Here is a 15,994-nt window from a genome sequence, read left to right on the forward strand (position 1 = left end):
TTTTACCATTGCTCCGGCGCCGGCGGAGCCATCCAGTCACCGGCGCTCGGTGACTGGGAGCCGGCCACGGCGAAAGATCGGTCGCCGGAGCCACGCCGCCCCCAGCGCGATCGCAGCCCCGCACGCGAGCGCGAGCCCCTGCAGGTAGAACCGCGGCAGCGCCACCACCGCCTCCAGGTGGTGCTGGCCAGGGCCGACCCGCACCGCGAAGAAGCCCGGGGCGACGCGCCTCGGGGCCAGCTCGGCGCCGCCGTCCCGCACGCGCCAGCCGCTGTACGCCGTTGCGCGGAAGACCACGTCGACAGGCGCCTCCGCGTCGACGGTCGCCTCGTACGCGCCCGGCTCGCGCGGCACCTCGCGCACGCTGGCGCGGGCCGCGTCGCAGCCGTCGTCGGCCACGGCCACGCGCTCCAGCGGGCCGCGGGTGGCCTCCAGCGCCACGAGCTCGCCGGGCGTGTCGAGCACGGTGCGCGGCTGCTCCAGGTGCTCGAAGAGCGCCGCGAGCAGATCCGCCTCCCGCCCGCGCCAGACCTCGCGCACGCAGCCGAGCCCCACGTAGTCCGTGCCGCCCACCCGCCGCGACAGCTCGACCTCGCCGCGCCTGTCGACGAGCGCCCACGCATCGGGCGGCCCCGGCCGCTGCGCGGTCAGGTGGATGAGCGTGCGGATGCCGAGCGCCTCGGCGCGCGCGGCGCTCCCGGGGCGCTCGGGCGCCACCTTGAGGAAGGCCGCGGCGTGAACGCCCACATGCGCGCCCGCGCCGGTCGAGACGGCCATGGGAACCGCGCGGCGGAGATTGGCGGCGTGCATCATGGAGCAGGTCGCGAACTCGTCCTCGGCGGCGTAGCTCGCGCGGCCGGGCGGCGCCTCGGCGAGCCAGCGGGCGATGAGATCGGGGTCGAAGCCCTCGGCGGGCGGCGGGCAGCCGCGCGACGCGATGAGCGCGGCCTGCTTCTCCGCCATGACGTGGAGATCGGCCGCGCGGGCGGGGATCTCGACGGCTGCGACGAGCGCGAGCGCGGCCGGCAGGAGCCCGGCGAGCGCGGCCGGCAGGAGCCCGGCGACCGCGGGGCGCGAGCGGCGCGCGCCCCGCGCTGCCAGCGCGGCGCCGATGCGCGCGAGCGCCGCGGCCGCGAGGTCGAGCGCGCTGAGGATGGCCGCGGCCGCGACGAGCGGCAGGAGGGCGAGGGCGCGCATCGGCTGGAACAGCGAGAGCAGCGCGCGGCCGAGCGGGCCTGCGCCGACGATCCAGCCGCCGCTCATCGACAGGAGCAGCGCGACCGCCGACGCCGCGAGGACGGCCCGCGACGCCGGGGCGCGGAGGCGCGTCGCGTGCAGGAAGCAGGAGGCGATCCACGCGGAGCCGATCACCGGGGCGTGCTCGTAGTCCAGCAGGTCGCCATCGAGCATCCACGGCAGCACGCGCTCGGGCCCGAAGCCGATGTGCCGCCAGCCGAGGCCGGCAGGCCAGCCGAAGGGCGCGGCCATCGACGCGATGCCGGGGCCGTAGAGCGCGACCGCGACCAGGCCGCCGCCGGCGAGCGAGCGGAGCACGCGCGCGCACAGCCGCCGATCCCACGCGGCGATCGCGGCCGCGCCCAGGACGACGGCGCTCACCGTGAAGACCTGCGGGTGCGTCGCCGCGCAGGCGGCGGCGAGCGCCGGCCCGAGCTCGAAGCGGGCGGGGCGGATCACGGCGGCGGCCCAGGCGATGACGAGGGGGATGACCAGGATCTGCGAGAGCAGCCCGAGGAGGAAGAACGACGGCCACCCGCCGGCGAACTGCACGTACGGCGCGACCCACGCGAGCGCCACCGCGCCGGCGGCGGCCGCCGCGGGCCGCGCGCCGACCGCGCGGCCGGCGGCGAGGACGACCAGCGGGGCCCCGACGAAGGCCGCGAAGCCGAGCCCCTTCACCGCGACCACCGGCGCGACGCCGAGGCGGATCAGCGCCGCCACGAGCAGCCAGCCGACGGGCGGGTAGTGCAGCGCGATCGGGAAGCCGCCGTTGTTCGTGGCGATCCACCCGTGCGGCAGGCCGCTCGTCGCGATGTCGTAGGCGATGGCGAGGTGCGAGATCGTGTCCTTCGTCAGCGCGGCGCCGGGCCCGGCGAGCGCGGGCGCGTCGCGCAGCGCGGGCAGGAGCGCGACCGCCACCGCCGCGACGGCGGCGAGCCAGGCGAGGCGCGGCGCGGCCCCGGGCGTGGCGGCCATGGCCGGCGCGGGCCCGGGCGCGGCGGCTACGGCCGGCGAGGGCCCGGGCGCGACGGGTACGGCCGGCGCGGCAGGGCCGGCGGCCGCGCCGGCGCGGAGCTCGGCCAGCCGGAGGACGAGGACGCCGAGCGCGAGCAGGAGGTAGAGCATCAACGGAACGCGCCGGCGCCCGGGTCAGCCCGGGGCGCGCTGCCAGGTGCCGAGGAGCGACCAGCCGGTGAGCGTCCGCCGCACCGAAACGAGCCGCATCCGCTCCCCGACGTCGAGCGCCGCGAGGCTGCGCTCGTCGAACTTGCTCGGGTGGATGTGCTTGCGCGAGAAGCCGTCGCGGCGCGCGATCCACTCGAGCACCGTGGCCTCGAGGAGCGGCAGCGTGGACAGCCGGCCGTAGTTCGGGGTCGTGAGCAGCAGCGCGCCGCCCGGCGCGAGGCGCGCCGAGAGCCCGCGCGCCCAGCGCGACGGATCGAGGGTGTGCTCGACGACCTCCTTCGCGAGCACGACGTCGAACGGGCCGTCGAACCCGCCGCCCGACGGGAGCTCGTACGGCCCCGGACAGACGGCGAAGCGCTCTGCGCGCGCCGGGTAGAGGCGCCGGCACGCCTCGATGGCGCGCGCGTCGAGATCGCAGCCGTAGAGCTCGGTCGCGGGCGGGGCGCCGGGGATCTCCCCTTCGAGGCCGCAGCCGACGAGGAGCACGCGCGGGCGCGGGCCGCGGGCGGCGATGGCGCGCGCGAGGGGGCGGGTGAGCGCGCCGTGGTAGAGCGACCACGGGAACCGCTCGCGGCGGCGGTGGTTCGAGAAGTAATCGCCGGGCGGCGCCGCCGGGTCAGCCATCGGGCCCTGCCTGCGCCACGAGCAGGTACTCGGCGGCCGCGTCGCCGCCCGGGGCGAGGCGCCCGAGCGCGTTGACCACGGCGCGCGCCACGTCGACGGTGAGCGGGCGGAGCGCTGGCATCGCGACCCAGCGGCCGGTGAGCTTGCGCATCACGTAGCCGAGCAGGCTCGGGTACAGCATGAAGTCGAACGCCCACGAGGTCGGCCGGCCCGCGATGGGGCGCGTCTCCACGAGGTCGAAGCCCGCGCGCGCGAGGTGATCGCGCCAGCCCGCCTCGTCGTAGAGGTGGACGTGCGAGAAGACGCGATCGAGCGCGTCGCCGTACGCCCGCGAGAGGCCGACAAGGCCCACGGAGCGGAGCGCCTCGGGCAGGGCGAGCTGGTACGTCCAGTCGGGCGTCGGCACGATGAGCACGAACCGCGCCCCGGGCCTGAGCGCGCGCCGGATGTTCACGAGGGCGCCGTGGAGATCGGGCACGTGCTCGAGGCTGCAGTTGGCGATGGCGCTGCCGAAGAACCCCTCGGGCAGGTGGACGTTGACGATGTTGCCGCAGATGAGCGTGCGGTACGACGCGGTCCGCTGCGCGCGCTGGACCTCGGTCGGGTTGATGTCGATGCCCCACGCCTGCTTGTCCGGGTAGGCGAGGCGCGCGAACAGGCCGTCGCCGCAGCCGACGTCGAGCAGCGGCTCCGGCAGATCGAGCTCGCGCACGGCGCGCAGCCGCACGCACTCGCGGATGGCGAGCGCCGCGGGCGCGAAGGCGTAGTAAGCGGAGAAGTCGTCCGCGTCGAGCGGCCACTCTCGGTCCATCGGAGCGCTCATCACTTGTGGAGGCGCAAGGAGCGCCGGTACGCGCGGACCGCTCCGGTCGGGTGCAACCCGTCGGTCGATTCGAGGATGGCCTCGAGGGCTCCGGGATCGAGGTGCGGCAGGGACATGCGCCGCATCCTAACATCGGAGCGGCGCTCCTCGGGTGCGGCCGAGTTTCTCGGACACGGGGATCGGCCCCTCACGACCGCGTCTGGGCACACCTCCACGGCGCCGGCGCGCTTTCGGTCGAGCCCCCACCTGCGCCGCCAAGCGCGACACCGCCTCCGCGGTCGCCGCCGGCACCGGCACGGCGGTCGCGATCAAGAAGCCGACGGGCTGCCAGGTAAGGTGGCGTACGGCCGCCTTGCAGCGAAGAACGCGCGTCGATAGGCTGGCACGCATGTGGATGCGTGTTGTGGCGGCGATGTCGATGGCCGGCTGTGCGTCGAACGGGCAGACATACGCGTACGTCATCGAGTCGACCGACGCCGGCCTCGTCGTGGAGGCCAAAGGGATCTTCTTCGCCACGGAGAACGACACGATCGCCAAGGCGCACGAGAGGGCCCGCGAGGCCTGTCCGGAGGGCTACACCGTGCTGTCCTCCAACGAGGGAATGGGCATGAGGACGGAGCGCGGCCTCGTATTCCGGCTCCGCTTCCGGTGCGGTCGGGAACCGGTCGCGCGACCCGTTGACCCTCCCTGGTTCTGCGGCCGGCAGTCTCAGGAGTGCTTCTCTTCGAGCGACGGGTGCCAGCTGCGCCTCCGCGAGCGGTGCGAATCCCTACCACTCGACTGCCACGACTCGTGCGCATCGCAGGACGTCGCGGCGTGCTACGACGTGAGCGACCTCAGTAGCGGCGTTCGGGTAGCCACGCGGTGCAGCAGCGACCTGGGCATCTGCGAGCGCCGAAGGTTCGACGAGTTCAATCACGGAACAGTGCTTGCCCGGGTGAGCGAGTGCATGGAGCGCCGCTGATCCGTCGACCCAGCCGGCGCGAATGCCATCGCAGCCGGTCTCGTGACGCGGGGCTCTTGCGACCTGCTCGGCGGCGGGCGCCTGGCCGGCCGGAGCGCCGTCCGCGCAACCCACGGCGGCCTCGGGTCATGGGCCGAAGCGCCTAGACGACGCGTCGTGCCGGGTGTTACCAAACGTAACGCGCGCGCATCGAAGCGTTACCGAACGTAACGTCACGTGGCCGGACGACGCCACCCGGGCGTCCTCCCGGCGATGAACCGAGTAGTAGTTCGAGTCCTCATGTGACACATTCGACCGCGCGTGTGAGGGGCATGGCATCGGCCCGCGCTCTCCCGCGCGCCTCCGGACATCGACGGTGGGCAGCGCAGCCATCCAGACGAGCTCTTCGATGGATCCGAGCTCGATCCAGGCGACGCTGCGCGCACGAGCGAACCGGCGCGCTCTCGGCTGAAATCAAGGAAATTGGAAAGTTCGAATGCGCTGAAGGAGCTGCTGATCGGGGGCGGTGCGCCGAGGGGCAATTCGAACGATCGCGAACACGGCAATCTTTCGAGCGTCGAGGACCATGCGAAGAATACTTTGTGCTCTTCTGTTTCTGGCTGTCGCCGGCTGCGGCGATGACACGGACACCACGATGTCGAGCAGCACGTCCAGCTCGACGTCCAGCTCGAGCAGCGCGGCGGCGAGCTCCGGCGGGGGTGATGCCTCTGGCGGCGGCGGCGGCGACACCGGTGGCGGCGACACCGGCGGCGGCGGCGCTGGCGCCACCGGCGGCGGCGGCGAGGCCACGGGCGGCGGGGGCGGCGCCGGCGGTGGCGCCGGCGGCGCGGCGGAGGCGCACTGGGTCGGGACGTGGACGACCGGTCCGCAGCTGACCGAGACCAACAACAACCCGCCCGAGCCGGGCCTGGCCAACAACACGCTGCGCCAGGTGATCTATACCTCGATCGGCGGCAAGGGCGTGCGGCTGCTGCTCTCGAACGAGTTCGGCGACGGGCCGGTGACCATGGAGTCGGTCCACATCGCGGAGTCGACGACCGCCGACGGCATCAACGTGGCCACCGATCACGCCCTGAAGTTCGCGGGCGCCGATTCGGTGACCATCGCGGTCGGCAAGACCGTCTTCTCCGATCCGATCGAGTACGCCATCAAGCCCAACACCAAGATGGCGGTGACCATCAAGTTCGGCGCCGTGCCGGCCGGGATCACCGGGCACCCGGGCTCGCGGACCAACTCGTATATCCAGACCGGCAACGGGGTCTCGGCGGCGAGCCTGACCTCTCCTGTGTCAACGGCTCACTGGTACTACATCACGGGCCTCGACGTCGACGCGGCACCCGAGGCGGCGGCGGTCGTCATCCTGGGTGACTCGATCACCGATGGCCGCGGCTCGGACACGGACGGGAACACCCGCTGGCCGGACTTCCTGTCTCGCCGGCTGCGCTCCAATCAGGGGACCCAGCAGGTCGCCGTGCTGAACCTGGGCATCGGCGGCGGCACCGTGCTCGCCGGCGGGCTCGGGCCGACGGCCAAGGCCCGCTTTCAGCGCGACGTCCTGGACCAGCGCGGCGCGAAATGGCTGATCACGTTCATCGGCGTGAACGACATCGGCAACGACAGCCAGCCGCCCGTCGCCGACAACCTGATCGCGGCCTATGGCGAGTTCATCACCAAGGCGCACGACAAAGGGATGCTCGTTTACGGGGCGCCCATCACGCCGTTCGGTGGCAACGGGTACTACTCCGCCGCGCACGAGGCCACCCGCCAGACGGTCAACACCTGGATCCGCACGAGCAAAAAGTTCGACAAGGTCATCGATTTCGAGCCGGCCGTCGTCGACCCCAGCGATTCTACCAAGCTGAAGGCTGACCTCGACTTCCAGGATGACGGGCTGCACTTCAACCCGACCGGCCTGGAGGCGCTGGCGAACACCGTCGACCTCTTGCTGTTCGTCCCCCAGCCCAAGTAGAGCGGAGGCCGCTCCGGGGGCGCTGGATCGGGCGCGCGGAGCTCCGAGCTCCCGCGCGCCCGGCGAAGGCCACCTGCTCCCCCGGCGGAGAAAGCGCCTCGGTCCCTGTAGGGCGCCATGGCCTGTAGCCCGGATAACTGAGCCGCCCGTGTTGACGCGTTGCGCTATGCGTCCTCGCGTATTCAGCCGCAGCGGTCCTGAGTAGCCTTGTCCCATGCGCGGAGGAGACGACGCGGAGGCCAGCGCGACGGATGGCGCGCCCGTGCTCGTGGCGGCGGCCGCGATCGGGGCGAGGCGCGAGATCGAGGTGGCGCCGTGAGCCGGATCCTGCTGGTCGAGGACGAGGTCGTCATCCGGACGGAGCTCCGGCGGCTGCTCGCTCGGCATGGTCACGACGTCATCGAGGCGGGGTCGGTCGAGGATGCCTCGGCGGACCACGATCTGCGCACGTTCGATCTGGTGCTGGCCGACGTGCGCCTGCCGGGCGCGCCGGGCACAGCGCTCGTCGGGCAGTGCGGCGGCGCGCCGGTCGTGCTCATGACGAGCTACGCCACGGTGAAGGCGGCCGTGGACGCCGTGAAGCGCGGCGCCGCGGATTACCTGTCGAAGCCGTTCGATCACGCCGAGCTGGTCGCCCTCGTCGACCACCACCTCCCCGGCGCGCGCTCGGAGCGGGGCGCGCCGTCCGACGTCGCGCCGCGCGCCTCGGTGCCCGCGCCGCCCGCGCCGCCCACATCGGAAGACGACGAGCTCGAGGGCATGGTCGGCGGCTCTGCGGCCATGCGGGAGGTGTTCGCGCGGGTGCGCAAGGTCGCGCCGAGCGAGGCGACGCTGCTCGTCCTCGGCGAGAGCGGCACGGGCAAGGAGACGCTCGCCCGCGCCGTGCACCGGCTGAGCCCGCGCCGGCAGATGGCGTTCGTCCCGGTCCACTGCGCGGCCATCCCCGAGGGGCAGATCGAGGGGGAGCTCTTCGGATACGAGCGCGGCGCCGTCCCCGGCGCGATCTCGGCGCGCGCCGGGCTCTGCGAGGCCGCGGAGGGCGGGACGCTGCTGCTCGACGAGATCGGCGAGCTGCCGCCGAAGGTCCAGGCGCGGCTCCTCCGCTTCCTCCAGACGGGCGAGGTGCGGCGCGTGGGCGCGACCCGCGCCCGGCGCGTCGACGTGCGCCTCATCGCGGCGACGCGCCGAGATCTCGTGGCGATGGTGCGCGACGGATCGTTCATGAGCGACCTCTACTTCCGGCTGCGGGTCCTCGAGATCCGCCTCCCGCCGCTGCGCGAGCGGCCGGGCGATGCGGTGCGCCTCGTGGAGTCGCTGCTGAGGCGGCGCGCGTGGGCGATGGGCCGCGCGCCGCTGACGCTGACGCCGGAGGCGCGCGCCGCCATCGCGGCGGCCCCCTGGCCTGGCAACATCCGGGAGCTGGAGAACGCCGTTCACCGCGCGACGGTCCTCGCCGATGCGAGCGAGATCGGGCTGGAGCTGCTCGGGCTCGACGCGCCCCCTCAACCGCCTCCGCCCGGGCCTGCCGCGGACGCGCACGAGGGAGAGCCCCCGTCCGACTCCCTCGAGGGCTATTTCCGCCGCTTCGTCCTCGAGCACCAGCACGAGCTGACGGAGACCGAGATCGCCCGCCGCCTCGGCATCAGCCGCAAGGCGCTGTGGGAGCGGCGCCAGCGGCTCGGGATCCCCCGGCCGCGCTCCTGAGCCGCCATCGACGGCGACGCGCGCCTGTCAATTTGGGTTGACTCGCTTGATGTGAACGTTCACAATTGACTCAGGTGCGCTCGGGCAGGGCGGTGACCTGACCAGGCCCCTCCTGGGGTCGGCATTCTTGTCGGAAAATTGAACAGGGAGACGGGGAGACGGGGAGATTGGTGGGAGTTGACTCCCCGTCTTCTCACCTCCCTGTGAATTCCCCCGAAAGACTTGTGGCGATGCTTCAGGGCGGCCGCCGCGCGACCACGGCGGGTCGTCCCGGCCAAGGAGCAGCGTCGCCTGGACGCGTTCATTTTTCATTTTTCTGAAAGCCGCGCGCCGCGCGCTCAACGCTGACACCTCTTATCGGGCCATGACCATGCACTTCTCTTCCCAACCTCCCAGCACCCGCTCTCTCAACCGACGTGCGGGCGGTACGGCGTCCGCTGTCTGTCTTCTCGCTCTCCTTGCAGGGTGTAGCGGGGAGTCGCAGGTGGGCGACGGCGATGGCGGCAGCGGCGGGGGCGGCACCACGGGCGCGACGACCGGCCCCGGGATGGGCGTTTCGAGCAGCAGCGGCTCGGGCGGGAGCAATGGCCAGACGACGAGCGTCGGTTCGACGAGCGCCAGCGGAGGCTCGGACGCGACCGGAGGCGGTGACCCCGGCACCGGCGGCGGTGGCGACGGCGGCGACGGCGGCGACGGCGGCGGCGCCCCGGCTGTCTGCCCCGAGACCTACTCCAATCCTCTCATCTGGCAGGACCTCCCCGACCTCGAGGTCATTCGCGTCGACGACACCTACTACTACACGGCGTCCACGTTCCACCATGCGCCGGGAGCGCCCCTCCTCCGCTCCTACGATCTGGTCCACTGGGAGTACGTTTCACACTCCGTTCCCCTGCTGGACGTCGACCCGTCGTACGACCTGAACGGGGGTCGATCCTATGTCAACGGCATCTGGGCGTCGACGCTCCAGTACCGGGAGAGCAACAAGACCTTCTACTGGATGGGCTGCATGCACAACAAGGGCGGCGGCTGGGTCTTCACATCCAAGTCCCCGGAAGGTCCGTGGGAAAAGCACAAGGGTGGCTGTTACTACGACATGGGGCTGTTGATCGACGACGACGACACCATGTACGTGGCCTCCGGAAACAACACGATCAGCGTAGCGCAGCTGAGCGCGGACGGCTTCAGCCAGGTCAAGAGTCAGACGGTGTTCCAGACGCCGGGCGACCTCTCCGGACCGCTGGAGGGCTCTCGCTTCATCAAGAAGGATGGAAATTACTACATCTTCACCACGCAATACGCGAACGGTGAGTATGTGCTGCGCTCGACGAAGGGGCCCTTTGGTCCCTACGAGCTGCGGCCCTTCGCGGTGAGGGTGCCCTACGCCGGCGCTCCGGGCTCCGGCGGCTCCCCGCACCAAGGCGGCATCGTCCAGACGCAGAACGGCGACTGGTACTACCTGGGATTCAACGACTCGTACCCGGCCGGCCGCATCCCGGTGATGGCCCCGATGACCTGGAAAGACGGCTGGCCCTCGCTCACGCTGGTGGACGGCAAGTGGGGAGGTACGTACCCCTTCCCGAACCTGCCTTGCGGATCGAATCGAGTGAAGCCGCCTGTGACCAAGGACACCTTCGCGGAGGCGACCCTGCGTCCAGAGTGGGAGTGGAACCACAACCCCGACAGCACCAAGTGGTCCTCAGGGGCTGGGCTGACGCTGCAGACGGCGACGGTGACCGACGATCTGTACGCCGCTCGAAACACGCTGACGCGCCGTATCGAAGGGCCCGTCTCGATCGGGACGATCGAGCTCGACTACAGCAAGATGCAGAACGGCGACGTCGCCGGCCTGGCCGCCCTGCGCGACGTATCGGCGTGGATCGGGGTCAAGAAGGCCAGCGGGGGAGCGCGCGTCGTGATGACCAACGGCGTCAACATGAACACCTCCTGGGCCACGACGGGCAAGGGCACCGAGGCGGCTGGCGCCGACGTGTCCGGCGGCAAGATCTGGCTGCGCGTGGAGGCCAACGTCCGCTCGGATGGCGGCGGCGCGCAGGCGCGCTTCTCCTACAGCACGGACGGCACCCGCTTCACCAACCTGGGCAACACGCTCAGCATGAACAAGAACTGGCAGTACTTCCTCGGCTACCGGTTCGGCATCTTCAACTACGCCACGCAGTCGCTGGGCGGCTCGGTGAAGGTCGCGTCCTTCGAGGTAACCAAGCCGTAAGATGCGAGCCGACCGCCCGCATGGTCATCGGCGTGACCGAGAGCGAGAGCCCCACGGGCCCGCTCGAGGGCGCGTTGGATCGCCAGCCGGCTCGTGCGCCGTGTGGGGCGGCGTCGAGCCGGCGGCGTTCATCGATGGCGATGGAGAGGCGTGTGTTGACGGGGGATTGCCCCCCAGGGGCCGCTCATGCAGCGGGCCGCGGGGAGGGCGGAGCGGGGCGAGCCTACTTCTTCGTCGGCGCGGGCGCGCCGCTCTGGATCCAGCTGCGGAGGGCCGAAAGCTCGGCGCTCGTCAGGCTCGGCTTGCCGTCCGCGGCCTGCGGCATGACGCCCGTCTGGCAGGTGCCGCCGGCGGAAGGCCTGCATCCGGCGTTCCCGGCCGTCCCTGCGACCTTGAGGTAGAGCCAGCTCTGGTCCGGGTTTCCCGGGACCACGAGCTTGAACTGCCCGCCGCCCCTGGCCGTCTTGTTGACGAGGCCCGCGACGATGTCCGCCGAGCTGATGTCGCCGCCGAGCGACAGACCGGCTTGGGGACCGGTCGACGGCGCAGCGTGGCAGCCGCTGCACTTGTGGATCGCGCTCTCGAAGATCGGACGGATGGTCTCGTGGAAGACGCCGGACTCCTCGGGCAGGGGATTTCCGGGATCCGGATCCGGCGTCAGGTCGGGGTTGATGACCTGAGCGATCGCGTCCATCTCGTAACACTGGGCAGCGACCGCGTCCTTCAGCTTCTGATCGGCGGGCGACATGCCCTTGGCGACACGGTACTTCTCCCAGACATTGTCGATCCAGCCGTGCAGCTTCCAGAACATGTAGTTGTCGATGTTCGTGAACTGGTTGCCGAGGCCGTGGTCGGTGTTCTGGGAGCGCACCCACTTGAAGTGGAGATCGCCGTGCAGGCCGCTGGCCTGCTGGTTGGTGCCCGGGATGGCCTGGCCGGCGAAGCACTGGAGCCACATGCCGAGCGCGCCCTCGTCCGGGAAGCGGCTCAGGTTCTCCGGCTTGTCGATCTCGTCGCCGATCTTCGCGTTGGCGAGCGTCGTGGCGCTCCAGGGCCTGAAGTCCGATCTCCACTGCTGAGGCACCTCCTCCGCCGTCGTGGGGAACTTCTTGAAGCCCTCGAACTGCTCCGAGTGCTTCGGCCAGAGCTGCTTCAGCGACTGGATCATGTGCCGGTGCATGGCGAGGAACTGGAAGCCGTCGCCTGTGCTCTTGCACTCCTGGTCCGACGGGACCGGGACCGCCGATTTGCAGATATTGACCCTGCTCATGCCCATGCCGCCGGTGCAGCGCCGGATGCTATGCCACTCGAAGTGGGCGGCTTGCCATTCGTTCTCCTCCATCCAGGAGATGACCTCCGGCTGAACCGTGAGATCGATCTGGCCGTTCTTCGTGAACTCCGCCGAACCGTCCTTCATCGTCGCGTCGCTGGGATGGGGATCGTAACCGTCCACGCAATGATCCTTCGGGTGCGTGTCGCCCGTTCCGCTCGATCCGCCGGTGCCGCCGGCGGGATCTCCGGTGGACGAGGAGGAGCCCGTCGTCGCGGTGGAGGTGGAGGGGACGCCGGCGCCGCTGGTGCTGGCGCCGGGACCGGTGCTGGTGCCGGTGCCGGTCAACGACGAAGTCGAGGTGGAGGTGGGCACGTCGCTGCCGCCTGCTCCACCGGTGCCCCCGGCGTCGGGATCTTCGCCGCTACAGGCTCCCAGCACCAAGGCGGTAATGCACGAGAGTAATCCGAATGTGCGTTGCGAGATCTTGCCCAATGACACGGTGGACGGACCTGCCTGATCGTTGATTCGCATGGTGCTCCTCGTTACCGCTGGATGCCGGACCGCTGGGTGCCGGGCGCATGCTTCCGCGCGGCCGCTGAGCCAGACGCCAGATGGAGCATCGGCCAACCGCCGGTAGCATTTGCGTAGCACGAGGTTTTCGAGCGGAGAAGCGGGTGTAAATTTGCTGCGAAACGATCGTCGCCGTCTTTGGATGAGGCGTGGGGGAAGGGAAAGTAAAGAGTTTTTAATAAGTCAAGGGTGATTCGCCGCTCACCCCAGGTGATGAAAGGCGCGTTGCGCCATCCGGCTTCCGCCTGGAAAAGTGAAGCTGTACCGATGGCTGATCGTCGTCATGAGTTGTCGACCCCGCTCAGGCCGGTGACGGATCAGGTCGTCGCGATGCCGCTGGTCGGCTCCCTGGACGCGCCTCGGCGGCCTCGTGGCGCCTCGAACCCTGAAGGAGGGTATCGCGTTCACCCTGCGGCGCGAGCGCCGCGGCTCTCGGGCGCCGGCGCGCGAGTGGGCTGCTCGATGAGCTCTCGGCGATCGTCACGGAGCATGTCGGGCGGCCCGCGGGCGCGTCTTCTGGCTCGTTGACCCTCTCGCGCGACGCGATCTACCGTGCGACCGCCCCCATGAACCTCCACGTCGTCCGCCAAGGCGAGCGCCCGGCCGCCATGGCGCGTCGCTGCTGAGCGAGGCGATGCTTCCGGCGGACGAGGTCATCAAGAGGCTCGTGCACGTGCTCGCGCCGTACCTCGGCGAGAACATGGCGCGCGCGGCCGTGCGCAGCCAGGCGGACAAGCTGGGGTTCAAGCACGGGCGCCTGTCCCCGGCCGACGTGGAGCGCCTGCTCGCCGCGGTCGCGCCGGGGCTCGGCGTGTTCGTCGGGCGCGACAAGGCGCAGCGGATCCTCGACCAGGCGCGCGCCGCCATCGGCGCGCCGGGAGGAGCTCCATGACGCGAGTCCCCGTTCGCCGCGTGGCGCCGGTGGTGGTGACGATCGTGTGCGCTGTGTACGTCCCGCGCCTCGTGCCGCAGGCCGCGGCGCTCTCGGAGCGGCTCCTCCCCACGCCGGTCGTCGATACAGTGGGTCCGCTCGTGCGGCTCGCGTGCCTCGCGGTCGCCGCCGTGTTCGGCCTGCGCAGCGCCGCGCGCCTCGAGCGCGACAACCCGGCGCGCGGCCCGTGGTTCCTCCTCGGCGCCTGGCTCGCGCTCTTCACCCTGGGCCAGGTCGGGCTCGTGTACTACCCGCTCGTCGCGCGCGCGCCCACGCCGCTGCCGTCGATCGCGGACGCCGCCTTCCTCCTCGGATATGCGCTGCTGATCGCCGCGTCGGTGCGCTTCGTCTTCGTGTACCGCGCCGCCGGCTTTCCCGTCGGCAGCGCGCGCGAGCACCTCGGCATCGCCGCGGGCGCGGCGGCGGCGATGGCGATCGTCGGTTATCCCGTGCTCGCCCCGATCGCGCGCGCGCCGGTGCCGCTCGGCGAGCGGCTCATCAACATCGCCTATCCCGTCCTCGATCAGATCGCGCTCGTCCCCGCGCTGGTGATGCTGCGGATCACGCGGGCCTTCCGCGGCGGCAAGGTGTGGGCCATCTGGGGATCGCTGCTCGCGGGCTGCGCGCTCATGGCCGCGGGAGACATCCTGTTCGCGTTCTTCTCCTCGGCGAATATGACGGCGTTCGGGCCGGGCGTGGACATGATGTTGCTCCTCGGGTATTTCGCCGCGGCGTGCGGGACGATGCTGCAATACGAGACGATCACCGACTGACGACGGGGGGGCGGTACATGCCGCAGGGGAGCCGTCGCCGAGGCGCAGACCGTTCCAGGCAGCGCGCGATGTGACGGTGAGAGTGTGACATCGGGTGTGACATGTCACGGCCGGGGGCGTGACATGTCACACCCGATGTCACGGCCGGGGGCGTGACATGTCACGGCGGCTCGCCGGGCGGAGAGGTCGACCCGCTGGCCTGGCGCGCGCCGCGGCTCGCCCAGTTCGGCCGGATTGGCCCCATCGGTACGCGTGCGCTGCCCCAATCCACGTCACGCCGGCGAGGGCGCGCCTGGCGGCATGCGCGTTGCAAAGTCACTCGATGATTCGATGACTCGATGGCTCGATGACTCGATGGCTCGCAACACCCGTCCAGGGGCGCGCGGCACCGCCGCGCCATCACACGGAGCGGAGCGTCATGATGTCTGCGCCGATACCGATGACGACAATGAATCTCCTCACGAGGTCCCTCTCTGTCGAAGAGCCGATCGACGGGGCGCTCCTCCGCGCCAACGTGCCGAGCCCGCTGTCCTCTGTCGCGTTTCATCAGGACGTCGAGTGCATCCGTAGGTCGTTCGCCGCGGGGTTCCCGGTTCACCTGGCGATCCACCGGGTGGACAGCGCCGAGGCGGCGCGCCGGGACTACACGGCGCTGCACACCCACGACGGCCCGGAGATCAACGTGATCCTCCCTGATCCCACGGGCCTCGAGTACCGCATCGAGCTCGGTTCCCGCGTCCACCACGTCACCGAGAGCACGAGCATCTGGATCCCGCCGGGCGTCCCGCACTCCGCGAACGTGGTCCGGGGCTCTGGCTACCTCATCGCCGTGCGCTTCGATGACGGGGGCGCGAGATGAGACGTGACCTTCCTCGGAACCTCGACAGGGACGCCGGCGTGAGGGGGCCCGCCGTGGCCGCGTCGAGCGCCGCGCAGGCCTACCGGAACGCGAGCCTCTGGCAGAGGGGGCGCGGCCAGCGCCTCATCGCGTTCGCCGGCGTGAGGCCGGGCGAGCTCGTGCTCGATCTCGGCTGCGGCACCGGCGGCCTCACGCGGCAGCTCGCCGAGCTCGTGGGCCCCGACGGGCGCGTCCTGGGGATCGATCCGGACGAGGCGCGGATCGAGCTCGCCCGGCGCACCGCCGGCGCGCCCAACCTGGAGTTCCAGGTGGGGGCGGCTGAGACCCTCGGCGAGGTCGTCCGGGACCGCCCCTTCGATCTCGTCTTCTCGAACTTCGTGTTCCACTGGATCCGCGACAAGCGAGCGGTCCTCCGCCTCATGCGCGACCTGCTCCGCCCCGCGGGGCGCATCCTCGTCCAGTGCGTCTCGTCGCTCCCTGCGCTCGTCGGGGAGCTCTCGCGGCTCGCCGACCCTTCGGGGGAGCGGATCCTGCGGGACTTCGCTTTCGAGGAGGCCGCAGCGCTCGCGCACCACGTCGAGGGCGCCGGGCTGCAGCTGCTCCGCCTGGAGGAGCAGCATGGAACTCACGTGTATCCGACGCTCGACGCGCTGCTGAGGTGGTGGCAGGCGACGACCCACGACCGGTTCGACCCGCGGACCGTCGAGCCCGCGGCGCTCTCGCGGTTCGCCGAGCAGCACGGCGACGGCGGCGCGTTCCGGGTGCGCGAGACGTTCTGCTGGTTCGAGGCGCGGCTCGCCCCGGCGCACTCGTGGGGACGCGGCCGCTGACCCGGCCCCGTGTTCGACGAACG

13 protein-coding genes are annotated in these 15,994 nt (G+C 71.3%); 9 read left to right on the forward strand and 4 right to left on the reverse strand.

Features of this window, described 5'->3' with window-relative positions; translation table 11 throughout:
* Positions 1-36 precede the first annotated feature (36 nt).
* The 3 genes from WMF19_RS15730 to WMF19_RS15740 are packed head-to-tail and all read right to left on the reverse strand — an operon-like array spanning position 37 to position 3,859.
* Positions 37-2,367: a hypothetical protein gene (locus WMF19_RS15730; RefSeq protein ID WP_437899843.1), complete on the reverse strand. Its 2,331-nt coding sequence runs from the start codon at positions 2,365-2,367 to the stop codon at positions 37-39.
* A 21-nt stretch (positions 2,368-2,388) separates the two neighbouring features.
* On the reverse strand, positions 2,389-3,048 hold the full coding sequence (locus WMF19_RS15735) for a class I SAM-dependent methyltransferase (protein ID WP_437899844.1): 660 nt from the start codon (positions 3,046-3,048) through the stop codon (positions 2,389-2,391).
* Positions 3,041-3,859: a class I SAM-dependent methyltransferase gene (locus tag WMF19_RS15740; protein ID WP_437899845.1), complete on the reverse strand. Its 819-nt coding sequence runs from the start codon at positions 3,857-3,859 to the stop codon at positions 3,041-3,043. Before WMF19_RS15740 ends, WMF19_RS15735 begins: the two co-directional genes overlap by 8 nt.
* Positions 3,860-4,265: 406 nt before the next feature.
* Between WMF19_RS15740 and WMF19_RS15745 the strand changes: the two genes are divergently transcribed.
* The 4 genes from WMF19_RS15745 (at position 4,266) to WMF19_RS15760 (ending at position 10,735) form a co-directional block, all read left to right on the forward strand.
* A complete protein-coding gene (locus WMF19_RS15745) occupies positions 4,266-4,835 on the forward strand; it encodes a hypothetical protein (RefSeq protein ID WP_437899846.1) in 570 nt (189 codons plus the stop codon).
* Between the two features lie 634 nt (positions 4,836-5,469).
* Positions 5,470-6,804: an SGNH/GDSL hydrolase family protein gene (locus WMF19_RS15750; RefSeq protein ID WP_437899847.1), complete on the forward strand. Its 1,335-nt coding sequence runs from the start codon at positions 5,470-5,472 to the stop codon at positions 6,802-6,804.
* A 315-nt stretch (positions 6,805-7,119) separates the two neighbouring features.
* A complete protein-coding gene (locus WMF19_RS15755) occupies positions 7,120-8,508 on the forward strand; it encodes a sigma-54-dependent transcriptional regulator (protein ID WP_437899848.1) in 1,389 nt (462 codons plus the stop codon).
* A 484-nt stretch (positions 8,509-8,992) separates the two neighbouring features.
* Positions 8,993-10,735: a glycoside hydrolase family 43 protein gene (locus WMF19_RS15760; protein ID WP_437899849.1), complete on the forward strand. Its 1,743-nt coding sequence runs from the start codon at positions 8,993-8,995 to the stop codon at positions 10,733-10,735.
* A gap of 223 nt (positions 10,736-10,958) precedes the next feature.
* On the opposite strand, the gene WMF19_RS15765 is transcribed toward WMF19_RS15760, so the two are convergent.
* On the reverse strand, positions 10,959-12,188 hold the full coding sequence (locus tag WMF19_RS15765) for a hypothetical protein (RefSeq protein ID WP_437899850.1): 1,230 nt from the start codon (positions 12,186-12,188) through the stop codon (positions 10,959-10,961).
* A 19-nt stretch (positions 12,189-12,207) separates the two neighbouring features.
* Between WMF19_RS15765 and WMF19_RS15770 the strand changes: the two genes are divergently transcribed.
* The 5 genes from WMF19_RS15770 to WMF19_RS15790 all read left to right on the forward strand — a co-directional run bounded on the left by WMF19_RS15770 (position 12,208) and on the right by WMF19_RS15790 (position 15,971).
* On the forward strand, positions 12,208-12,525 hold the full coding sequence (locus tag WMF19_RS15770) for a hypothetical protein (protein WP_437899851.1): 318 nt from the start codon (positions 12,208-12,210) through the stop codon (positions 12,523-12,525).
* A 687-nt stretch (positions 12,526-13,212) separates the two neighbouring features.
* Positions 13,213-13,470 (forward strand): hypothetical protein, encoded by a 258-nt coding sequence (locus WMF19_RS15775; protein WP_437899852.1) that lies wholly within the window; start codon positions 13,213-13,215, stop codon positions 13,468-13,470.
* Entirely contained in the window at positions 13,467-14,282 is an 816-nt protein-coding gene (locus WMF19_RS15780) for a hypothetical protein (RefSeq protein WP_437899853.1), read from the forward strand. Before WMF19_RS15775 ends, WMF19_RS15780 begins: the two co-directional genes overlap by 4 nt.
* A 439-nt stretch (positions 14,283-14,721) precedes the next feature.
* Positions 14,722-15,141 carry a hypothetical protein gene (locus WMF19_RS15785; RefSeq protein WP_437899854.1) on the forward strand — a complete coding sequence of 140 codons (420 nt, stop codon included), beginning with the start codon at positions 14,722-14,724 and terminating at the stop codon, positions 15,139-15,141.
* Complete coding sequence (locus tag WMF19_RS15790; protein ID WP_437899855.1) at positions 15,138-15,971, forward strand: class I SAM-dependent methyltransferase; 834 nt, start codon at positions 15,138-15,140, stop codon at positions 15,969-15,971. Before WMF19_RS15785 ends, WMF19_RS15790 begins: the two co-directional genes overlap by 4 nt.
* Positions 15,972-15,994 lie beyond the last annotated feature (23 nt).

This window comes from Sorangium sp. So ce124, from assembly GCF_051525235.1.
In the GTDB taxonomy this organism is placed as follows: Bacteria; Myxococcota_A; Polyangia; order Polyangiales; family Polyangiaceae; genus Sorangium; species Sorangium atrum.

Excerpts from the sequence above, each read along its gene's own strand:
- WMF19_RS15735 (WP_437899844.1), bottom strand. The coding sequence starts at position 3,048 with ATGGCTGACCCGGCGGCGCCGCCCGGCGATTACTTCTCGAACCACCGC.
- WMF19_RS15740 (WP_437899845.1), bottom strand. The coding sequence starts at position 3,859 with ATGGACCGAGAGTGGCCGCTCGACGCGGACGACTTCTCCGCTTACTAC.
- WMF19_RS15745 (WP_437899846.1), top strand. The coding sequence starts at position 4,266 with ATGCGTGTTGTGGCGGCGATGTCGATGGCCGGCTGTGCGTCGAACGGG.
- WMF19_RS15750 (WP_437899847.1), top strand. The coding sequence starts at position 5,470 with ATGTCGAGCAGCACGTCCAGCTCGACGTCCAGCTCGAGCAGCGCGGCG.
- WMF19_RS15775 (WP_437899852.1), top strand. The coding sequence starts at position 13,213 with ATGCTTCCGGCGGACGAGGTCATCAAGAGGCTCGTGCACGTGCTCGCG.
- WMF19_RS15780 (WP_437899853.1), top strand. The coding sequence starts at position 13,467 with ATGACGCGAGTCCCCGTTCGCCGCGTGGCGCCGGTGGTGGTGACGATC.
- WMF19_RS15785 (WP_437899854.1), top strand. The coding sequence starts at position 14,722 with ATGACGACAATGAATCTCCTCACGAGGTCCCTCTCTGTCGAAGAGCCG.
- WMF19_RS15790 (WP_437899855.1), top strand. The coding sequence starts at position 15,138 with ATGAGACGTGACCTTCCTCGGAACCTCGACAGGGACGCCGGCGTGAGG.